This is a genomic window from Clostridium drakei (assembly GCF_000633595.2).
Lineage (GTDB): Bacteria > Bacillota > Clostridia > Clostridiales > Clostridiaceae > Clostridium_AM > Clostridium_AM drakei.
This window is the reverse complement of sequence record NZ_JIBU02000071.1, coordinates 1-20436: the sequence shown is the minus strand read 5'-3', so window position 1 is coordinate 20436 and position 20436 is coordinate 1. Positions and strand designations below refer to the sequence as shown.

Annotated in this window: 19 protein-coding genes, 3 tRNA genes and 1 rRNA gene; 22 read left to right on the top strand and 1 reads right to left on the bottom strand. The window is 29.5% G+C overall.

Going from position 1 to position 20436, the window contains the following annotated elements; translation table 11 throughout:
• The 10 genes from rrf to disA all read left to right on the top strand — a co-directional run.
• Positions 1–111, top strand: a 5S ribosomal RNA gene (rrf, locus tag EG57_RS0223710); the annotation flags it as partial.
• An 8-nt stretch (positions 112–119) separates the two neighbouring features.
• Positions 120–194 (top strand) — tRNA-Asn (locus EG57_RS0223705).
• 283 nt (positions 195–477) lie between these two features.
• Entirely contained in the window at positions 478–2568 is a 2091-nt protein-coding gene (fusA, locus tag EG57_RS0223700; protein ID WP_032079551.1) for an elongation factor G, read from the top strand.
• 126 nt (positions 2569–2694) lie between these two features.
• Positions 2695–2928 carry a hypothetical protein gene (locus EG57_RS0223695; RefSeq protein WP_032079550.1) on the top strand — a complete coding sequence of 78 codons (234 nt, stop codon included), beginning with the start codon at positions 2695–2697 and terminating at the stop codon, positions 2926–2928.
• A 273-nt stretch (positions 2929–3201) separates the two neighbouring features.
• A complete protein-coding gene (locus EG57_RS0223690; RefSeq protein WP_032079549.1) occupies positions 3202–3666 on the top strand; it encodes a CtsR family transcriptional regulator in 465 nt (154 codons plus the stop codon).
• A 65-nt stretch (positions 3667–3731) separates the two neighbouring features.
• Positions 3732–4259, top strand: a complete 528-nt coding sequence (locus tag EG57_RS0223685) for a UvrB/UvrC motif-containing protein (protein ID WP_032079548.1) — start codon at positions 3732–3734, stop codon at positions 4257–4259.
• A 2-nt stretch (positions 4260–4261) separates the two neighbouring features.
• A complete protein-coding gene (locus EG57_RS0223680; protein ID WP_032079547.1) occupies positions 4262–5296 on the top strand; it encodes a protein arginine kinase in 1035 nt (344 codons plus the stop codon).
• 19 nt (positions 5297–5315) lie between these two features.
• The gene (locus tag EG57_RS0223675; RefSeq protein ID WP_032079546.1) at positions 5316–7754 is read left to right on the top strand and encodes an ATP-dependent Clp protease ATP-binding subunit; all 2439 of its coding nucleotides are present in this window, start codon (positions 5316–5318) and stop codon (positions 7752–7754) included.
• Positions 7755–7987: 233 nt separating this feature from the next.
• Positions 7988–9343, top strand: a complete 1356-nt coding sequence (radA, locus tag EG57_RS0223670; RefSeq protein ID WP_032079545.1) for a DNA repair protein RadA — start codon at positions 7988–7990, stop codon at positions 9341–9343.
• Between the two features lie 15 nt (positions 9344–9358).
• The gene (gene disA, locus EG57_RS0223665) at positions 9359–10432 is read left to right on the top strand and encodes a DNA integrity scanning diadenylate cyclase DisA (protein WP_029163583.1); all 1074 of its coding nucleotides are present in this window, start codon (positions 9359–9361) and stop codon (positions 10430–10432) included.
• Positions 10433–10458: 26 nt separating this feature from the next.
• On the opposite strand, the gene EG57_RS0223660 is transcribed toward disA, so the two are convergent.
• Entirely contained in the window at positions 10459–10863 is a 405-nt protein-coding gene (locus tag EG57_RS0223660) for a nucleoside triphosphate pyrophosphohydrolase family protein (RefSeq protein ID WP_029163582.1), read from the bottom strand.
• Positions 10864–11010: 147 nt separating this feature from the next.
• On the opposite strand from EG57_RS0223660, the gene EG57_RS0223655 reads away from it, so the two are divergent.
• The 12 genes from EG57_RS0223655 (at position 11011) to EG57_RS0223600 (ending at position 20313) form a co-directional block, all read left to right on the top strand.
• Positions 11011–11487, top strand: a complete 477-nt coding sequence (locus EG57_RS0223655; protein ID WP_032079544.1) for a CarD family transcriptional regulator — start codon at positions 11011–11013, stop codon at positions 11485–11487.
• A 111-nt stretch (positions 11488–11598) separates the two neighbouring features.
• The gene (locus EG57_RS0223650; RefSeq protein WP_032079543.1) at positions 11599–12702 is read left to right on the top strand and encodes a PIN/TRAM domain-containing protein; all 1104 of its coding nucleotides are present in this window, start codon (positions 11599–11601) and stop codon (positions 12700–12702) included.
• Position 12703: 1 nt separating this feature from the next.
• Positions 12704–13390, top strand: a complete 687-nt coding sequence (ispD, locus tag EG57_RS0223645) for a 2-C-methyl-D-erythritol 4-phosphate cytidylyltransferase (protein WP_032079542.1) — start codon at positions 12704–12706, stop codon at positions 13388–13390.
• An 83-nt stretch (positions 13391–13473) separates the two neighbouring features.
• Positions 13474–15144: a proline--tRNA ligase gene (gene proS / locus EG57_RS0223640; protein WP_032079541.1), complete on the top strand. Its 1671-nt coding sequence runs from the start codon at positions 13474–13476 to the stop codon at positions 15142–15144.
• 187 nt (positions 15145–15331) lie between these two features.
• Positions 15332–16729 carry a cysteine--tRNA ligase gene (gene cysS / locus EG57_RS0223635; RefSeq protein ID WP_032079540.1) on the top strand — a complete coding sequence of 466 codons (1398 nt, stop codon included), beginning with the start codon at positions 15332–15334 and terminating at the stop codon, positions 16727–16729.
• 29 nt (positions 16730–16758) lie between these two features.
• On the top strand, positions 16759–17184 hold the full coding sequence (locus tag EG57_RS0223630) for a Mini-ribonuclease 3 (RefSeq protein ID WP_032079539.1): 426 nt from the start codon (positions 16759–16761) through the stop codon (positions 17182–17184).
• Positions 17185–17925, top strand: coding sequence for an FAD-dependent thymidylate synthase (gene thyX / locus EG57_RS0223625; protein WP_032079538.1), 741 nt, complete (start codon positions 17185–17187; stop codon positions 17923–17925).
• Between the two features lie 83 nt (positions 17926–18008).
• Entirely contained in the window at positions 18009–18839 is an 831-nt protein-coding gene (rlmB, locus tag EG57_RS0223620; RefSeq protein ID WP_032079537.1) for a 23S rRNA (guanosine(2251)-2'-O)-methyltransferase RlmB, read from the top strand.
• A gap of 12 nt (positions 18840–18851) precedes the next feature.
• Positions 18852–19364 (top strand): NYN domain-containing protein, encoded by a 513-nt coding sequence (locus EG57_RS0223615; RefSeq protein ID WP_032079536.1) that lies wholly within the window; start codon positions 18852–18854, stop codon positions 19362–19364.
• 72 nt (positions 19365–19436) lie between these two features.
• On the top strand, positions 19437–20078 hold the full coding sequence (sigH, locus tag EG57_RS0223610) for an RNA polymerase sporulation sigma factor SigH (protein ID WP_007063037.1): 642 nt from the start codon (positions 19437–19439) through the stop codon (positions 20076–20078).
• A 74-nt stretch (positions 20079–20152) separates the two neighbouring features.
• Positions 20153–20227 (top strand) — tRNA-Gly (locus tag EG57_RS0223605).
• Between the two features lie 10 nt (positions 20228–20237).
• Positions 20238–20313, top strand: a tRNA-Thr gene (locus EG57_RS0223600).
• Positions 20314–20436 lie beyond the last annotated feature (123 nt).

Here is a 20436-nt window from a genome sequence, read left to right as displayed (position 1 = left end):
GATAATGACATAAAGGTAACACCCGTTCCCATTCCGAACACGATGGTTAAGCTTTATAGTGCCGATGGTACTGCAGGGGAGGCTCTGTGGAAGAGTAGGTCGTTGCCAGGTAAATACGTTCCGCGATAGCTCAATGGTGGAGCACTCGGCTGTTAACCGATAGGTTGAAGGTTCGAATCCTTTTCGCGGAGCCAATTTTATATGAATGATCAAAGACTGTATATTATACAGTCTTTTTTTATATAGTTAAAAATTGTATTATTCATTTTAATATTTGGAAAAATAATTAATTTTTAGTGGTAAAAGATTTCAAACATGTATTCTAAAAACAAGTTTTTAAATATATAGTATATAAAATGAAATATATGGGTATATATATAATCGAATTATTTTGAAAATTTCATTAATTCAAAGAGGAATTTTCAATTTAAAATAGAATATATAAATTAAGCTTAAAAGTAAGAGGGGGAATTGCTTATGAAAAATTATACAACCAAAAATTTAAGAAACGTAGGAATTGTTGGACACAGTGGTTCAGGAAAAACTACTTTGACAGAAGCAATACTTTACTACACGAAAGCTACAGATAGATTTGGAAAAATTGAAGAAGGAAACACTGTAAGTGATTATGATTCTGAAGAAAAGAAAAGAAAAATATCTATATCTACATCCATAGCCCCATGTGAATGGGAAAATACTAAAATAAATTTAGTAGATATTCCAGGATACTTTGATTTTATTGGTGAAACATATGAAGGATTAAGAGCAGTTGATGTAGCTATGATAGTTGTATCAGGTACATCAGGTATACAGGTAGGTACAGAAAAAATTTGGGAATATGTAAGTAAAAATAAGTTACCAAGATCATTCTATATAAACAAATTAGATAGGGAAAATTCTGATTTTGATAAAGTATTGTCTGGATTAAAAGAAAAATTCGGTATGTCTATAGTTCCAGTTCAGTATCCTATAGGAACTGAAGAAAATTTTAGAGGAGTTATAAACATCATATCTAGAAAAGCCAGAATTTTTGATCCTAAAACTCATGATATGAAAGAATATGAAATACCAGAAGAACTTATGGATAAGGTTGATGAGTGCAAAAATATGATAATTGAGGCTGTAGCTGAAACAGATGAAGTTTTATTAGATAAATATTTCAATGAAGGAACCTTAAGTGATGAAGAAATTTATAATGGGCTCATTAATGGTTGTGCTAAGGGAGACATAGCTCCAGTAATGTGTGGGTCAGCATTGAATATCATAGGGATTGAAACATTACTTGAAGATGTAGTTGAATGTTTTCCATCACCTGAAAATTTAGAGCCACTAGAGGCTACAAATTTGAATACTAATTCTAACTTAGAAGTTAAGATAGATGAAAATGCACCATTGTCAGCTTTTGTATTTAAAACTATAGCAGATCCTTTTGTTGGCAAATTATCATTATTTAGAGTGATAACAGGAAAAATTAAGTCAGATTCTACTGTTTATAATGCAAGCAAAGGTAAGAATGAAAAAGTAGGAACTATGTACTTTTTAATGGGTAAGCAGCAAATTCCAACAAATCAGATAGTGGCAGGAGATATAGGTGCTGTTTCAAAATTACAATTTACATCTACTGGAGATACTTTAAGTGTAGTAGAAAATCCTATAGTTTTTAATGGAATTAAGTTTCCAGAAGCAACAATGTCAATGGCTGCTTTACCTAAATCAAAAAATGATGAGGATAAAATATCTACTGGTTTAAATAAATTACTGGATGAAGATCCAACTTTTAAGCTTTCAAGAGATATAGAAAATGCCGAAACTATAATTTCTGGATTAGGAGAAACTCATCTTGATGTAATAGCATGTAAGTTAAAGGTTAAATTTGGAGCAGAAGTGATACTTCAAAAACCAAAAATACCTTATAGAGAAACTATAAAGAAAATTGCTGATGTTCAAGGTAAACATAAAAAGCAGTCAGGAGGTCACGGTCAATATGGAGATGTAAAAATAAAATTTGAACCTAGAAATGATGGAGAAGACGATTTACTTTTTGTTGATAAGGTAGTTGGTGGTGTTGTACCAAGACAATACATTCCAGCTGTAGAAAAGGGATTAAAAGAATGTATACAACATGGTGTGCTTGCAGGATATCCTGTAATAAGATTAAAAGCTACTTTGCATGATGGTTCCTATCATCCTGTAGATTCATCAGAAATGGCATTTAAGGTTGCATCATCTTTAGCATATAAAAAGGGTCTAATGGAAGCTCAACCTATACTATTAGAACCTATTATGCATGTAGAAATACTAGTTCCTGAATATTATATGGGAGATATAATAGGTGATATAAATAAAAAGAGGGGGAGAGTTTTAGGAATGGAGCCTGATGAAGATAAGCAGAGAATAATAGCAGAGGTTCCACAGGGTGAAATGTTTAAATATGCTACAGATTTAAGGTCTATGACTCAGGCAAGAGGAAATTTTATTATGGAATTTGAACGATATGAAGAAGTTCCACCTACTGAGGTAGATAGGATAATAGAAGAAGCTAAAAAAATTAAAAGTAAAATTGAATAGTAAATAATTTAAAACCAATAGCGAAAGCTATTGGTTTTTTATAATAATATATTGAATATTTTAATAGACTATAAGAGAAAATAATTATGTTAATATAAATAGAATGTTAATTTAAGGAGAGGTTTTATGGCACAATACCAAATGAACATAAATGGAAATATTCAATTAATGGATTACAGTAGTATATATGATTATATGGCTATAGTGGATAAGTGTGATAGTCTTACAATAAGTTTCAATGAAGGACAAATCAATGATATAGATATATTGTGTAATATTTTAGAGAATAATCACTTTATGGTTAATCGTGATAAACGTTATAATAAAGAAGGGTATCATATTAATGCCACAAAGTATTGAAAAGTAAGTCTGTTATAGTTAAGGTACATATAATAAAAAACTATATTACAATAAAAAAATTATATAGTACAAGCTATAAATAGTTTTAAGTGTATTGCATAGCTATTTAGTAATATATGAAGAATAAATTAGAAAATTAAAAAAATATTAATGCAATTAAAGCTTTTAGCGTAAAATACATAAATTTAGGGATATATGAATATTGAATAGAAAAAGAAAAAATATTAATATTAAATTAAAGTCAAAGAAAGGCAAAGTCAGGGAGGCGTTATTTTGGCAAGATTGTCAGATATTATAGAAGTATTTATAAAGGATATGTTAGATAATAGTAAGGAAAGCCAGCTACAGATTGGAAGAAATGAATTAGCAAGTTATTTTAGTTGTGCACCCTCACAGATAAATTATGTATTAACAACTAGATTTACGACTGATAAAGGCTATTATATTGAAAGTAAAAGAGGTGGTGGGGGGTGCATAATAATAAGGCGTGTGCAATTTGAGGGAAACAAATCACTTGCAGAAATTATAAATGAAAAATTGGGAAATAGCATAACATATGATGCAGCGGTTCAAATAATTGATGGATTACTAGAATCTGAAATAATTACAGAAAGAGAAGGAAATATTTTAAAAATAGTTATAAATGACAGAACACTGAATAGTTCAACGGATAAAAAGAATAAATTGAGATCAGATATATTGAAATCAGTTATTATGGTTATACTTAATGAAATTTAAGTAAATAGTTAAAGATAAGTTGATCTATTTTCTATTTGAATATTATTAAATAAAGGAGTGATATTATGTTGTGTGATATATGCAAGAAAAATGAGGCTACAGTTCATATAACAAAAATAACTAATGGAATGCAACAAGAATTTAATATATGTGAAAAATGTGCAAAAGAAAAGGGAGAGTTTAATTTTCCAGGTCAATTAGATTTTTCTTCACCATTTACTTTTCAAAATATTTTGACCGGAATAATGGATTATATAAGTAGTCCTAATGAATCTCAGTATAATTTTGATTGTTCTTGTAAAAATTGTGGCATCAGTTTTTCAGATTTTAAGAAAAGAGGGTTAGTTGGCTGTAGCCACTGTTATAGTGATTTTACATCTGCACTAATACCTGTTATAAAAAGAGTACAGGGAAACTTAGAGCATACAGGAAAAATTCCTAAAAGAGCTGGTAAAAATATTATTGGAAAGAAGAAGTTATTGAAATTAAAAGAAAGTTTAAAGGAAGCTGTATCAACTGAAGAATATGAAAAGGCAGCACAAATTAGAGATATGATAAAAGAACTGGAAAAGACACGAGAACAGGAGGGATAGCTATGGAAAATTGGATTGAATGCTGTAAAAGTAATAATGATTTGGTATTAAGCAGTAGAATAAGACTTGCAAGAAATGTAAACAAACGACCATTCCCTCACATGCTTAAAGAAGGTGAGGGAAGAGAAATTGTGAAATTAGTGGAAGATGCATTTTACTCATCTTCATTTAGTTCGCAAAGTTATAAAACAAGTTATTTATGGGAAAGAAGTAATATTTCCAATGAAGTTTCTTTGGAGAAGCATTTAATAAGTAAAAATCTCATAGACAATAGTAATAAAGCTGCATTTATATTGGATAAAGATGAAACTGTAAGTATTATGATAAATGAAGAAGATCATGTAAGGATTCAATGCATAACATCTTCTTTAAATTTAGAAGAAGCATATGATTTTGCTGATAAAATAGATAATCTTCTAGAAGAAAAGCTTGATTATGCTTTTGATGAAAAACTTGGATATTTAACTGCATGTCCAACAAATATAGGAACAGGTATGAGAGCTTCTGTTATGATTCATCTTCCAACACTTTCTTTAAGTAATAAATTAAATAATATGTTAAGTGCAGTAACACAACTTGGTATGACTATAAGAGGGTTATATGGGGAAGGATCAAAGGGTAAAAGCAATATATATCAAGTATCTAATCAAACTACACTAGGATTAAGTGAAGAGGAAATAATAAATAATTTAAAGGCTGTAATAATTCAAATTGTTAATGAAGAAAATTTATGCAGAAATACCTTGATAAATAAGTATAGATATGAAATAGAAGATAAAATTTATAGAGCATTAGGTGTATTAAAATCAGCAGTAATTTTAAATTCTAATGAATGTTTAAAACTTTTATCAGATGTAAGATTAGGTATTGAAATGGGAATAATTAAAGACGTAGATAAAATATCTTTAAATAATATTTTAGTAAATACTCAGACAGCTAGTATATATGAAATGTATAACGGTAAACTGTCAGATAAAGAGACAAATTTCAACAGGGCTAAAATTGTAAGAGAAATTTTAAAAAAGGAAACATTATAAAAAAGGATGGTGAGTATAAATGATGTTTGGAAGATTCACTGAAAGAGCACAAAAGGTCCTCTTTTATGCACAAGAAGAAGCTCAAGTTCTACAGCATGGCTATGTAGGTACAGAGCATATATTGTTGGGTATTCTAAAAGAACAAGGAATAGCTAAACAACTTTTAAATGATATAAATATTACTGTAGATGATGTTAGAGATTTAGTAGAAGAATATGAAGGTAAGGGGGATATTGATTTATATAAAAATGAAATTCCACTTACTCCAAGAACTAAAAGACTATTGGAGTTAAGCTTATTTGAAGCTAGAAATTTAAATCACAACTATATAAGTCCAGAGCATATACTATTAGCACTTATTAGAGAAGCAGAAGGTGTAGCATTTACAATATTGAATAATTTAGGTGCAGATTTTGATAAGTTAAGAAAAGAATTAACAGAAGCTTTATCAGGAGAGCAAGCTAGTAATAATAGTGAATTTAATAAATCAAATGTAGAACCAACTCCTACTTTAGATCAATTTGGTAGAGATCTAACTGAAATGGCTAAGGAAAGTAAATTGGATCCTGTAGTAGGGAGAGATAAAGAAACTCAGAGAGTATTAGAAATACTTTGTAGAAGAACAAAAAACAATCCTTGTTTGATAGGTGATCCTGGAGTAGGTAAAACAGCTGTAGTAGAAGGATTAGCACAAAAAATAGTAGTAGGAAATATTCCTGAGCTGCTTAAGGACAAAAGAGTTGTAACTCTAGATTTATCTTCTATGGTAGCTGGTTCTAAATATAGGGGAGAGTTTGAAGAAAGACTAAAAAAAGTCATGGAAGAAATAAGAAAGTCAGGCAATGTAATTCTATTTATTGATGAAATACACACCATAGTGGGAGCTGGGGCAGCAGAAGGCGCTATTGATGCATCTAATATATTAAAGCCAGCACTGGCAAGAGGAGAAATTCAATGTATAGGTGCTACTACTATTGATGAATATAGAAAATATATTGAGAAAGATTCAGCATTAGAGAGAAGATTTCAACCTATTACTGTTGGAGAGCCTAATAAAGAAGAGGCTGTACTAATACTTAAAGGATTAAGAGATAAATATGAAGCTCATCATAGGGTGAAAATTACAGATGATGCTATAGAAGCTGCAGTTAATTTATCAGATAGATATATAACTGATAGATTTCTACCTGATAAAGCAATAGATTTAATGGATGAAGCAGCATCGAAAGTTAGAATTGAAAGCTTAGTTGCTCCACCAGATTTAAAGAATTCAGAAGGGCAACTTGAAAAGATAACTAAAGAAAAGGAAGATTCTATAAGAGTTCAAGATTTTGAAAAGGCAGCACGATTAAGGGATAAAGAGAAAGAATTAAAAGATAAGTTAGAAGGATTGAAAAACAATTGGAAAACTAAGAAAGAAGTTTCTACTCTTGTTGTGTCAGAAAAAGAAATAGCATCAGTAGTTTCTAAATGGACTAATATACCAGTAGAAAAACTGACAGAAAAAGAATCACAAAAGCTATTAAAATTAGAAGAAATATTGCACACTAGAGTTGTAGGTCAAGATGAAGCTGTTAAGTCTATATCAAGAGCTGTTAGAAGAGCAAGAGTAGGTTTAAAAGACCCTAAAAGACCAATAGGTTCATTTATATTTTTAGGACCTACAGGAGTAGGAAAAACAGAACTCTCAAAGGCATTAGCAGAAGCTATGTTTGGTGATGAGAACAATATGATAAGAATAGATATGTCAGAGTATATGGAAAAGCATACAGTATCAAGACTTATAGGATCTCCTCCAGGATATGTAGGCTTTGATGAAGGTGGCCAACTAACAGAAAAAGTTAGAAGAAATCCTTATTCAGTAGTGTTATTTGATGAAATAGAAAAAGCTCATCCAGAAGTATTTAATATTTTATTGCAAATACTTGAAGACGGAAGACTTACAGATGGAAAAGGCAAAACTATAAATTTCAAAAATACAATAATAATTATGACATCTAATGTAGGTGCAGCTACTATTAAAAAACAGAAGTCTATGGGATTTGCATTAGGTGGTAAAAGTGAAAAAGAAAATGAATATGAGAAAATGAAAGAAAATATCATGGAAGAACTAAAACGTTCCTTTAGACCTGAATTTTTAAATAGAATTGATGACATTATAGTATTCCATCAATTGCAGGAAGAAGATTTAAATTATATAGTAAAATTAATGTTAAAGACAGTATATGCAAGATTAAAAGAACAAGATATATATATAGAATTTACTGAAGAAGCCCAAAAAAATCTTGCTAAAGAAGGATTTGATTTAACTTATGGAGCAAGACCTCTTAGAAGAGCTATAACTAAAATCGTAGAAGATAAGCTTTCAGAAGAAATGTTAAGAGGAAATATAAAAAAAGGAGATAAGATTAAAGTAGAAGTAAAAGATAATGAACTAGAGTTTGTTAAGGCAGAATAATATAATTTTAAAAAGTGCTGACTAAAATCTGATTTATAAAACCTAATAAAATATAAATTTTATTTTAAGTATAAAAGTTATGAAACGTAGGAATAACACCTTAATTTCATAACTTTTATTTTACATAAAGTTTATATTTTTTTGGATAATTATTTTTAAAACTTTAATTATTATTGACAACATACGGGAATAATACTGTATAATTATATTTTGTATAGAAAGAGGTGTTTCTTATGGCAAAAAATAAGACTATTTTTGTATGTCAAGAATGTGCATATGAATCATTAAAGTGGCTTGGAAAATGTCCTAATTGTAATAGTTGGAATAGCATGGTTGAAGAAACTAAAGTGCAAAATAACTCAACCAGTCTTAATATAACATCTAATAGTTTGCCTAAGAGTATACTAAATATAAAATCTAGTGAATACGAAAGATTTGATACTGGTATAACAGAATTAAATAGAGTACTAGGTGGTGGAATAGTAAAAGCTTCACTAACTTTAATATCTGGTGCCCCAGGTATAGGTAAATCTACATTGCTATTACAAGCAGCAAATAGTATTTCTCGAAAATATGGAAAAGTTCTTTACATTTCAGGAGAAGAATCTGAAGAACAAATAAAAATGAGGGGCGATAGGCTAGAAGCTATGTCTGGTGATTTGTATATAGTTTCTGAGACAAGTATTGAAAAAATAGAGGAGCATATAGAGAATACTAAACCTGTTTTTGTTATTATAGATTCCATACAAACTCTTTTTAAACAATCTATTACTTCTGCACCAGGAAGTGTATCTCAAGTTCGGGAAAGCTCCAACGATATTATGCGTATAGGGAAAACAAAAGGTATACCATTTTTTATTGTAGCTCATGTTACTAAACAAGGTGAATTAGCAGGACCTAGAGTATTAGAACATATGGTAGATACTGTACTGTCCTTTGAAGGAGAGAGGACCGAAGAATTTAGAATACTTAGAACTATGAAAAATCGTTTTGGAACTACTAGTGAGATTGGGGTATTTGAAATGAGAGAAAGCGGACTTGAAGAAGTATCAAATCCATCAGCAGTGTTTTTGGAAGAAACTGATTTTCAAAAGGAAGGTTCAATAGTTATAGGAATAATGGAGGGAACTAGGCCTATATTAATAGAAATACAAGCACTAGTTAGCGAAACTAAAGCAGTAATGCCTAGAAGAACTGCAGTTGGTGTAGATATTTCTAGACTAAATCTTATTTTAGCAGTTTTAGAAAAAAAATTAAAAATACCTTTTTATAATTGTGATGTTTATGTTAATGTAGTAGGAGGACTTAATATTGAGGGAACATTTGCAGATTTAGGATTGGCTTTGGCACTTATATCTAGTGTTAAATCTAAAGAAATAAACTTAGAAAAATTAATAGTATTTGGAGAAATAGGACTTACAGGAGAAGTAAGACCTGTAACATTTGGAGACAGAATTGTAAATGAAGCAGAGAAAATGGGATTTAAAAATATTGTAATACCAGTAAGAAATAAGGAAAAAGTAAAAAATAAAAGTATAAATATTATAGGAGTCTCTTCTCTTAAAGAGGCTACAAATAAAGTTTTTTAGTGTAGGGTGATTAAATTGAGATTAGAAAAAGATAAAGAACTTATGAGTATACTTAAACTTTTAGCACCAGGAACACAACTTAGAGAAGGATTAGAAAATATATTAAGGGCTAAAACAGGTGGTTTACTTGTACTAGGTGACAGTGAACAGATATTAAAAATAGTTGATGGAGGATTTACTATAAATTCTGATTACAATCCATCTTATGTTTATGAGCTTGCAAAAATGGATGGCGCTATAATTCTTAGTAATGATTTAAAAAAAATATTATATGCTAATGCGCAGCTTATACCAGAATCCAATGTGCCAACCTTTGAAACAGGAACTAGACATAGAACTGCAGATAGAGTGGCTAAGCAAATGGGGGCAATTGTTATTGCTATTTCACAAAGAAGAAACATAATAACAGTATATAAAGGTAATATAAAATATGTTTTAAGAGATAGTAGTATAATACTTGGAAAAGCAAATCAAGCACTGCAGACATTAGAGAAGTATGTGTCAGTGTTGGATAGAGTTGTAAGTAATCTTAATATTTTAGAATTTCAAGATTTGGTAACATTATTTGATGTAATGACTGCTATTCAAAGAACAGAGATGGTTATGAGAGTTGTTGCTGAAATTGAAATGTATATATGTGAACTTGGAAACGAAGGAAGATTAATTTCAATGCAGTTAAATGAGTTAGTAAAAAGTGTGGAGCAAGATGGAATATTACTAATACGAGATTATTGTCAAAATGATATGGATTATAATGAAATATATAAGCAAATTCAAACTATGACATCAGAAGAATTGATAAACTTAGATAATATATCAAAATCATTAGGTTATATAGGCGTTCCTTTAGTAGATACTCTCATATCACCAAGAGGATATAGAATGTTGAACAAGATACCGAGAATACCTACAAATGTAATAGAGAATTTAGTAAAAAATTTCAAAGAGTTAAAAGGAGCAATGGAAGCTTCTTATGAACAGTTAGATAAGGTTGAAGGGATAGGAGAAGCTAGAGCTAGAGCTATAAAAAATGGACTTAGAAGACTTAGAGAGCAGATTATGTTAGATAATAATTTTAGCACAAAATAATGATTAGCATTATTTTGTGCTAATTTTTATCTAAAAGTATATTTTCCTAAAGTATTAATTTTATCATTTTCCTTAAGAAGAACATCAAATAGATTTAAATCAAGAGAATTGCAAAGAGATGTTAAGTAAAATAAATTGTTCCCTATTTCATGTTCAATTACTTCTCTACAGCTATCGCAAAGTTTTCCGCTTATGTGGGATTTTAAACAATCCTTTAATGATTCAATGTTTATGTTTTCATCGTGTTCTGGCAAATGTTGTTTTTCTGCTGTTAGCTTTATGCAGCCACAGTTGGTAATAGATTTAGCAATAGCACGATTTATTCTAGCATTAGATTCTTGAAGTTTAGTCATTATATCCAAAATACTTTTATGTCTAAGTAAAGACTCGTCTACTGCGTTTTGAAAATCGTCAAAAATTACATCTTTCATCAGGTTCAACTCCTTATAAAGATTTAAGTTGGATTTATAAATTAATTATAGTTTTTTTCAGATAATTTTGTCAATAAAGTATAGTACGAAATTTCCTCTACTTTTATATAATAAATCAAGAATACTTTTATTAATAGGGGGATTACTATGGTAATTAATGAACGAAAAGTATTTGTTCCAAATTATGGAGCTGGAATTATGACAAAAGTTGAAGATAGCAAAAGTTATGATTTAAATAAAAAATATGTAAGTATTTTTATTTTAATAGATAATATAAACTTATATATACCTGAGGATAGACTATTAGGCTATAGAATAAGGAATATTGCTAGTAAAGAAAATTTAGATAAGGCTTTTGATATAATTAAAAGTATGCCACAAAATATTGAAAAAAAGTGGAGTAAAAGATATAAGAAAAATAATGATAAAATAAAACAAGGGGATTTGTTTCAAATGTGTGAAGTAATACGTGATTTATATTATCTAAAATCTAATGGAACAATTCCACCAGGTGAAAGAAGGATATTAGACAAAGTTGAAAGCATGGTAGGAAGTGAGGTAGCATTAATATTAGATATTGAAGTTGAAGATGCGTTAAGTGAAATAAGAAAATTAGGTAAATAATTTATTAAATAAATTTAGTATTATTGAAAAAAATATTTTATTAATATATATTAGATATTAAGGATTTAAAAATGAAAATATTGTTAATAATTAATAAGGGAGGTGAGGCTTTTGCTTAAAAAAACATTAAGAGCTATTTTTACAATTATAGGACTTATGCTGGGGTACTTAATTGGCAACGCAATAGTCCATACAAATTACTTTGTAAAAATTGGTTATACTAGCAACAGCCCTATAAAAACAGTTTTATTTTTAATTTTATGTTCTTTATTCTTTGGAATTATATTATTTTTATTATCACCCTTGATTAATACAATAATAATAAAAATTATGGATTACATTGAAAAAAGTGCTCAAAAACTTCCTGCTACTGAAATGTTATTTGGAACTGCAGGAGCTATAGTTGGACTTTTAATATCAGCATTATTTGTAAATCTTTTAGCTAGTATTCCTGTAATAGGTGCAGTTTTGGCAGTATTTGTTGCAGTGGTAATGGCAGTTTTAGGTGGCAGAATAGCTATTAAAAAAAGGGATGAGCTAATTAGCTTATTTTCTAGTATAAGTATTAGAAGATCCGCAGCTAATAAAGATAAAAAAGGCAAAGGAGATTCTAAAGGTAATGCTAAAGTTTTGGATACTTCGGTAATAATAGATGGGAGAATATTTGATATATGCCAAACAGGTTTCGTAGAAGGTACTTTAGTAATACCTAACTTTGTATTAGAGGAGTTAAGACATATAGCAGATTCCTCAGATGGATTAAAAAGAAACAGAGGAAGAAGAGGTTTGGATATATTAAACAAGATTCAAAAAGAATTGAGCATAGATGTGCAAATTTATGAAAAGGATTTTCCGCAAATAGCGGAAGTAGATAGTAAGTTGCTAAAGCTTGCTCAAGTTTTAAATGGAAAGGTAATAACTAATGATTATAACTTAAATAAAGTTGCCGAATTTCAGGGAGTTCCAGTGTTGAATATAAATGAACTTGCTAATTCAGTAAAGCCAGTAGTTCTTCCAGGTGAAGAAATGAGGATACAAATAGTTAAAGATGGAAAAGAGTCGGGTCAAGGGGTAGCGTACCTAGATGATGGAACTATGATAGTTGTAGAAGGTGGTAGAAAGTATATAGGTGAAACTAAAGATGTATTAGTTACATCTGTATTGCAAACAGCAGCTGGAAGGATGATTTTTGCAAAACAAAAGGGAGAAGTTTAATATGGGCAAAAATTATGCAATTATTCTAGCTGCAGGAAAAGGAAAAAGAATGGGTGCAGGAATTAATAAACAATTTTTAAACATAAAAAGTAAACCAATTCTTTATTATTCTTTAAAGACATTTTCTGATAATCCATTAATAGATGAAATTATTTTGGTATGTTCAAGTAGTGAGATAGACTACTGTAGAGAACAAGTAGTGAGGAAGTATGGTATAAAAAAAGTGCTTAAGATTGTATCCGGAGGAGAGGAAAGGCAAGATTCTGTGATAAATGGATTAAGGTCAATTATTGATTGTGATATAGTACTTATCCACGATGGAGCTAGACCTTTTGTAAATTTTAGTATTATTGAAAATGGAATAAAATATGCTGAAACTTATGGTGCATGTACTTGCGGAATAAACCCAAAGGATACAATAAAAATTAAAGGTAATGATGGATTTTCGCTGGATACCTTAGATAGAAGTAAGTTATTTTGTGTTCAGACACCTCAATGTTTTAAATATGATCTAATTATGAAGTGTCATGAAAAATTAATACAAGATAATATTTTTGTTACAGATGATACTTCTGTAGTGGAGTTTTATGGAAACAAAGTCTATTTATACGAAGGAAGCTATAATAATATAAAAATAACAACTCAAGAAGATTTAGTTGTTGCTGAAAGAATATTAGAAAAAAATTAAAATGAACGAATATAAATCTCTTACTAATTTAAAAGTAAGGGATTTATACTTATATAAGAAAAAATATGGGGAGGGATAATTTTATGAAGTTATCAAAAATGATATTAGGGACTCTAAGAGAGGTTCAAGGGGAAACTGAATTAGAAAGTTATAAACTTATGGTAAGAGCTGGTATTATAAGAAAAGTGGCATCAGGAGTATATAACTTTATGCCTACAGGAAAAAAAATTATAAATAATGTAAATAGTTTAATAAAAAATGAGATGGAGAAAATGGATTCTCAAGAAATAGAGGTTTCACAGTTTGTTCCATTTGAATCATTAAATCAGTGCAATAATAAAGAAAATAATTCCACAGATACTTTTGAAATAGTTGATAAAAGCCAAAAAAAGTTTTATGTTGGAGCAGGCTTTAAAGAATCTTATATAGAAATTATGAAAAATGAAATAAAGTCATATAAACAATTACCTGTAAGTATATATTCTATACAAAAACGAATTAAAGATGAGACAAAGCCTAAGTTTGGAATTATAAAGTCTAAGGAATTTAATGAACTTCAATGTTATGTTTTTTATGATGATTCAGTGGAAGCTGAACAATATGTTAATAGGTTATGTGAAGTTTTTAATGGTATTTATCATAAATGTGGGATAGACTTTATAAAAACTAATTCTTTAAAGTTTTTTATAAAACACTCTTTAGGAGAGGAAGGGATGGCATGCTGTGAGGCTTGTGAGTATAAAGAAGATTTAGAAATAGCTAAATGTGCTTTACGAGAAAAAGAAGAGGATGACATGAAGCCTTTAAATAAGATTTCTACACCAGACACTAGAACTATAGATGAATTGGCTTCTTTTTTTAATACAACACCAGAATATTTTGTAAAGACTATTATATATAAAATAAATAATAAGATTGTTGCTGTAATGGTTAGAGGTGATAGGGAAGTAAATGAAACAAAGGTTAAAAGCAGTATGGGATATATTGTAAGTTTTGAACTGGCAGATGAAGATATGGTAAGATATGCTACATCGGCTGAAGTAGGTTTTGCAGGTCCAATAAACTTAAAATGTGATACATTGTTAGTAGATGAAGAAATAACTAGAATGCGTAATTTCATGGTAGGAGCTAATGACACTGGATATCACTACGAATATGTAAATTATGAAAGAGACTTTACAGGTATCGTTGGTGATTTTAAGAAGATTACAGAAAAGGATAAGTGTCCTGTTTGTGGAAACTCTATAAAAATTAAAAGTGTAATGAGATTAGGTGAAATTGCAAACTTGGAAACAACTTATGCAGAGAATATGAATGCTGTTTTTTTGGATAAATTAGGTAAAAATAAGCCTATGAGTATTATTGAAGCATCAATTAATGTAGATAGACTTTTAGCATTAATAGTCGAGCAAAATCATGATGAAAATGGAATAGTGTGGCCAAAAAGTGTAGCACCTTATGAAGTTATTGTAATAGCTGCAGTATTTAAAAATGAGGAGCAAATGAAAGCAGCTGAAAATATATATAACAAATTAAGATCAATAGGAATAGATGTTTTATTGGATGATAGAGACGAAAGAGCGGGAGTAAAGTTTAAAGATGCGGATTTAATAGGAGTGCCTATAAGAATAACTGTAGGTAAAAAAATATCTGATGGTAAAGTTGAATTTAAATTAAGAAATAATGATAATGTAGAAGATATAAATATAAGTGATATAGAAGAAAAAGTTTTAAGTGAATTACATAAAAATTAATTAAACATATTTTAGTATGAAAGCGACATTGTCGCTTTCATTATTTTATAATCTATACATATGTATAAAAAATGTTAATAAGACTTAAATAAGTTGTAATAATGTGTTAAAATATTTAAGAGAATTTTAGTTTAAGTATGTAAGTAAATTTAATTATATACTTAAAGCCAGGAGGTAAAATTTAGCTATGAAAGTTTTTAATACAATCACAAGAAAAAAGGAAGAGTTTATTCCTTTATCAGAAAAAGAAGTTAAAATGTATGTATGTGGGCCAACAGTGTATAATTTTTTTCATATAGGTAATGCTAGAACTTTTGTTGTTTTCGATACAATAAGAAGGTATTTTGAATACAGAGGATATAAAGTTAAGTTCATACAAAACTTTACTGATATAGATGATAAGATGATTAAAAGGGCTAAAGAAGACAACATAACAGTAAAAGAACTAGGAGATAAATTTATAGAAGAATATTATAAAGATGCAGACTCTTTAAATATAGAAAGAGCTACAGTAAATCCCAGAGCAACTGAATACATAAACGACATTATTGATTTTGTAAAAGAATTAATAGATAGAGGATATGCTTATGAGGTAGATGGCGATATTTATTTTCATACAAAAAAGTTTGAGGATTATGGAAAACTTTCAGGACAGAATTTAGAAGATCTTCAAGCAGGAGCTAGAATTAGTGTAGATGAAAGAAAAAAAGATCCTATGGATTTTGCAGTTTGGAAGAGTCAAAAGCCTGGAGAACCAGCATGGGAAAGTCCATGGGGGATGGGAAGACCTGGTTGGCATATAGAATGCTCATGTATGGCATATAATCTATTAGGTGAAACTATAGATATACATGCAGGTGGTTCAGATTTAGCATTTCCACATCATGAAAATGAAATAGCACAGAGTGAAGCCAGAACAGGCAAAACTTTTGCAAAGTATTGGATGCATTCAGCTTTTGTAAATGTAAACAATGAGAAAATGTCTAAATCACTTAATAACTTTTTTACTGCAAGGGAAATACTAGAAAAATATGATCCAGATGTTATTAGATTATTTATGCTTTCAGGACATTATAGAACTCAAATAAATTTTAGTATAGAATCATTAGAATCAATGAAAGCTGCTATGGATAGACTATATAACTCAATTTCTAATCTGGAAAGCTTACTAGAAGAAACAAAACAGGAACAATTAATGGATCAAGAAGTTGAATACATAAAAACTTTGAATGGATATAAAGAAAAGTATATAGAAAAAATGGATGATGACTTTAATACAGCAGATGCTGTATCTGTTATTTTTGATCTTATAAGAGACATTAATACTAATGTTAAAATTGATTCTTCGAAGGACCTAATAAAGCATTGTTTAAATTTAATAAAAGAATTAGGGAAACCATTAGGAATATTACAAAAATCTAAAAAAGGTGATTTAGAGGAAAAAATAGAAGCACTTATAGAGGAAAGGCAGCAAGCAAGAAAAGATAAAAACTGGGCATTATCAGATAAAATAAGAGATGATTTAAAAGAACAAGGGATATTACTTGAGGATACTCCTCAAGGAGTTAGATGGAAAAGAGCTTAATCAAATGAATTGTAGAATGGAGAATTAGAATGGATTTCAGTTTACTAAAAGGTAAATTTACTAAAGAGTCAGTAAGGCAGATAAATCCATTAGTGCTTGCTTTTGTTGGTGATGCTATATATGAAGTTTTTGTGAGAACTTATCTAGTAGATAAAAATAGAGATATGTCTGTACATAATCTACATGTAGAAGCTATAAAATTTGTAAAAGCACATGCGCAGAGTGAATTTATAAAAAAAATAGAAAAAGAGTTAAGTGAAGAGGAAATGTATTTTTTTAAAAGAGGAAGAAATTCCAAATCAGGTACAGTTCCTAAAAATGCAGATGTACAAGAATATAGATTTGCCACAGGTTTTGAAACTTTAGTTGGATATTTATATTTGACGGAACAGGAAGAAAGATTAAATTTATTATTAAATACCATAATAGAATTACAAAAAACTGGAGGAATATAAATGGATTTAAAAGTTAAATTAATAGAATATACACCTAATCCAGAAAAGGTTATAGCTTCAGCCGCAAAATTGTGTTATAGTGCTGTAGGCATAGATGAAATTGAAGAAAATTTACAAGGTGAAAAAGCTACAAAATTTTTGAATATGTTGATGTCCTATGGTCATGAATCTCCTATAGAACATGTGTCATTCACTTTTGCTGTTGAAGGGGTATCAAGAAGTTTGACACATCAGTTAGTACGACATAGGCTGGCATCCTATTCTCAACAGAGTCAAAGATATGTTAAGCTAAGTCAGTTTCAGTATATAGTTCCTCCTGAAATAAAAAAAGATGAAGAAGCTAAAAAAATATATATTGAGGCTATGGAAAATAGTCAAGAAGCCTATAATAAATTAGCAGATATTTTAAGAAATAACCATATAAAAAATGGAATGAATTCACCATCGGCAGAAAAGAAAGCCATTGAAGATGCTAGGTATGTTTTTCCAAATGCCTGTGAAACTAAGATAATGTTAACTATGAATGCAAGAAGTTTGGTGAATTTTTTCAAACATAGGTGTTGTAACAGAGCTCAATGGGAAATAAGAGCTCTGGCAAATGAAATGCTAAAACAATTAAAGGAAGTAGCACCAGTGTTATTTAAATATAGTGGACCTTCTTGCTTGAATGGAATGTGTCCTGAGGGAAAAATGACTTGCGGTAAAAAAGATGAAGTTAGAAAAATGTATTTAGGAGTATAAATAATCTAAATGTGATGCATATTGAAAATATATAGCTTTAAGATATTATCGTGGGATGAATAAAAAATGAAAGAGGTATTGGTGTGAAGGATACTAAAAAGAGTTTTAAAGATAATTCAAATAGAAGAAGAGAGAATGATAACAAATTTTCAAGTAATACTAACGAAAAAACTTTTAGAGAGGATTTGATAGAAGGAAGGAATGCAGTGATTGAAGTGTTGAGATCTGAAAGAACTGTGGAACAAATATTAGTTGCTAATGGAGATGTATCAGGATCTATAAACATGATATTAGCTTTAGCTAAAGAAAAAAAGATAGTTATAAAGCATGTGGATAGAAAGAAATTAGACCAACTTTCTCAAACTGCTGCACATCAGGGAGTAATTGCACAAATTACACCATATAAGTATTGTGATATAGATGATATAATTAATTATGCAGAAGAAAAAGGGGAAAAACCTTTTATTGTTATACTAGATGAAATAGAAGATCCTCACAATTTTGGATCCATAATTAGAACTGCTGAAACTTGTGGAGTACATGGTATTATAATACCTAAAAGGAGAAATGTAGGATTAACTCCTTCTGTATATAAGGCTTCTGTTGGAGCAATAGAACATATGAAAATTGCTAAAATCACAAATATAAATAGTGCAATAGATAAGCTAAAAGAACGAGGTATTTGGATATATGGTGCAGATATGAATGGAGAAAATTATTGTTATGATATAGATTTTAGAGGTGCAGTAGCTTTAATAATAGGAAGTGAAGGAAAAGGTATATTAAAGCTTACTAAAAATAAATGCGATGTACTTGTAAAGATACCTATGGTTGGAAATATATCATCTTTAAATGCTTCAGTTGCAGGTGGAATACTTATGTATGAAGTATTAAAACAAAAATTTAAAAAGTAATAGTGATAAAAAGTGAAAAATATTTTTGTAGATGGATATAATGTAATAAATAGTTGGTCTGAACTAAAAAAAATAAAAGAATATAGTTATGAAGCTGCAAGAACTGAACTTATAGAAAAATTAACTAATTATGCAGCTTATAAAAATTATAAAGTTTTCATAGTTTTTGATGCTCATATGGTAATCAAAAGTATGGAGAAAAAAGAGAAAATTAGTGATAATATAGTAGTAGTATTTACAAAAGAAGGGGAAACAGCAGACTCCTTTATAGAAAAAACAGTAAATAAAATAGGGCGAAAAATAGAGGTATGCGTCGTAACATCAGATTCTTTGGAGCAACAGGTTGTTTTTCAAAGAGGTGCTACGAGAATGTCTTCGGTAGAGTTTTATCATGAAGTTAAAAGTGTAGAAAATAAAATTAAAAGCAAAATAGAGAAAAAATATTCAGAAAAAAGATTTACCTTAGAAGATACAATTCAAAAGGAAATACTGGAAAAACTTGAAAAAATTCGAAGAAGCAATTAAAAAATATTGACTATAAATTTGATTCTAATGTATAATCAATATGTGGTGTATTTTTATTTTGGAGGGGATATCTTGGATAGAAGGGGTTGTATTAGTAAGAAAATTTCCTCCTTTGAAAAAAAATTAGATGAGGAAATCGTTATTCAAGCAAAAAAAGGAGAGACTAGGGCTCAGGAATACTTGATTAATAAATATGAAAATTTTGTGAAAGCAAAAGCGAAGTCTTATTTTTTGATAGGAGCAGATAAAGAAGACATATACCAAGAAGGAATGATAGGGTTATATAAAGCTATAAGAGATTTTAAACCTGATAAGTTATCATCTTTTAAAGCTTTTGCTGAGTTATGTGTTACACGACAAATAATTACTGCTATTAAGACTGCCACAAGACAGAAGCATATTCCTTTAAATACATATATTTCCTTAAATAAGCCTATATATGATGAAGAATCAGATAGAACTTTGCTAGACGTTTTGTCGGAAGCTAAGGTGGCAGATCCAGAAGAATTAATTATAAGCAGGGAAGAATTAAATCATATACATGCTGAAATAGGCGAGGTTTTATCAAGTTTAGAAATGGAAGTATTAATGTCTTATCTCGATGGTAAGTCTTATCAAGAAATTGCTTGTGATCTAGATAGACATGCAAAATCCATAGATAATGCACTACAAAGGGTAAAAAGAAAATTAGAGAAGTGTTTAAATGATAAATAAAAAATTGTATATTGACAAAAAAATATAGTTGTATTAAAATTGATAATCGGTATATAACTTTTTATTAAGTATGAGCAGGAGTAGTTCAGCGGTAGAACACCAGCTTCCCAAGCTGGCTGTCGCGGGTTCGATCCCCGTTTCCTGCTCCAGTGAAAAATTGCCCATGTAGCTCAGTTGGCAGAGCGTCACCTTGGTAAGGTGGAGGTCACCGGTTCAATCCCGGTCATGGGCTCCAATAATATATAAACCTTACAACACACCAGGGTGAGTTTACTTAAACTAAAAGTCAACCAAATGAGGAGGAATAAAAATGTCAAAAGCAAAATATGAAAGAAACAAACCACATGTAAACATAGGA

Excerpts from the sequence above, each read along its gene's own strand:
- ispD (WP_032079542.1), top strand. The coding sequence starts at position 12,704 with ATGGGCAAAAATTATGCAATTATTCTAGCTGCAGGAAAAGGAAAAAGA.
- EG57_RS0223630 (WP_032079539.1), top strand. The coding sequence starts at position 16,759 with ATGGATTTCAGTTTACTAAAAGGTAAATTTACTAAAGAGTCAGTAAGG.
- EG57_RS0223680 (WP_032079547.1), top strand. The coding sequence starts at position 4,262 with ATGGAAAATTGGATTGAATGCTGTAAAAGTAATAATGATTTGGTATTA.
- EG57_RS0223685 (WP_032079548.1), top strand. The coding sequence starts at position 3,732 with ATGTTGTGTGATATATGCAAGAAAAATGAGGCTACAGTTCATATAACA.
- proS (WP_032079541.1), top strand. The coding sequence starts at position 13,474 with ATGAAGTTATCAAAAATGATATTAGGGACTCTAAGAGAGGTTCAAGGG.
- EG57_RS0223660 (WP_029163582.1), bottom strand. The coding sequence starts at position 10,863 with ATGAAAGATGTAATTTTTGACGATTTTCAAAACGCAGTAGACGAGTCT.
- thyX (WP_032079538.1), top strand. The coding sequence starts at position 17,185 with ATGGATTTAAAAGTTAAATTAATAGAATATACACCTAATCCAGAAAAG.
- EG57_RS0223675 (WP_032079546.1), top strand. The coding sequence starts at position 5,316 with ATGATGTTTGGAAGATTCACTGAAAGAGCACAAAAGGTCCTCTTTTAT.
- EG57_RS0223655 (WP_032079544.1), top strand. The coding sequence starts at position 11,011 with ATGGTAATTAATGAACGAAAAGTATTTGTTCCAAATTATGGAGCTGGA.
- EG57_RS0223695 (WP_032079550.1), top strand. The coding sequence starts at position 2,695 with ATGGCACAATACCAAATGAACATAAATGGAAATATTCAATTAATGGAT.
- fusA (WP_032079551.1), top strand. The coding sequence starts at position 478 with ATGAAAAATTATACAACCAAAAATTTAAGAAACGTAGGAATTGTTGGA.
- cysS (WP_032079540.1), top strand. The coding sequence starts at position 15,332 with ATGAAAGTTTTTAATACAATCACAAGAAAAAAGGAAGAGTTTATTCCT.
- radA (WP_032079545.1), top strand. The coding sequence starts at position 7,988 with ATGGCAAAAAATAAGACTATTTTTGTATGTCAAGAATGTGCATATGAA.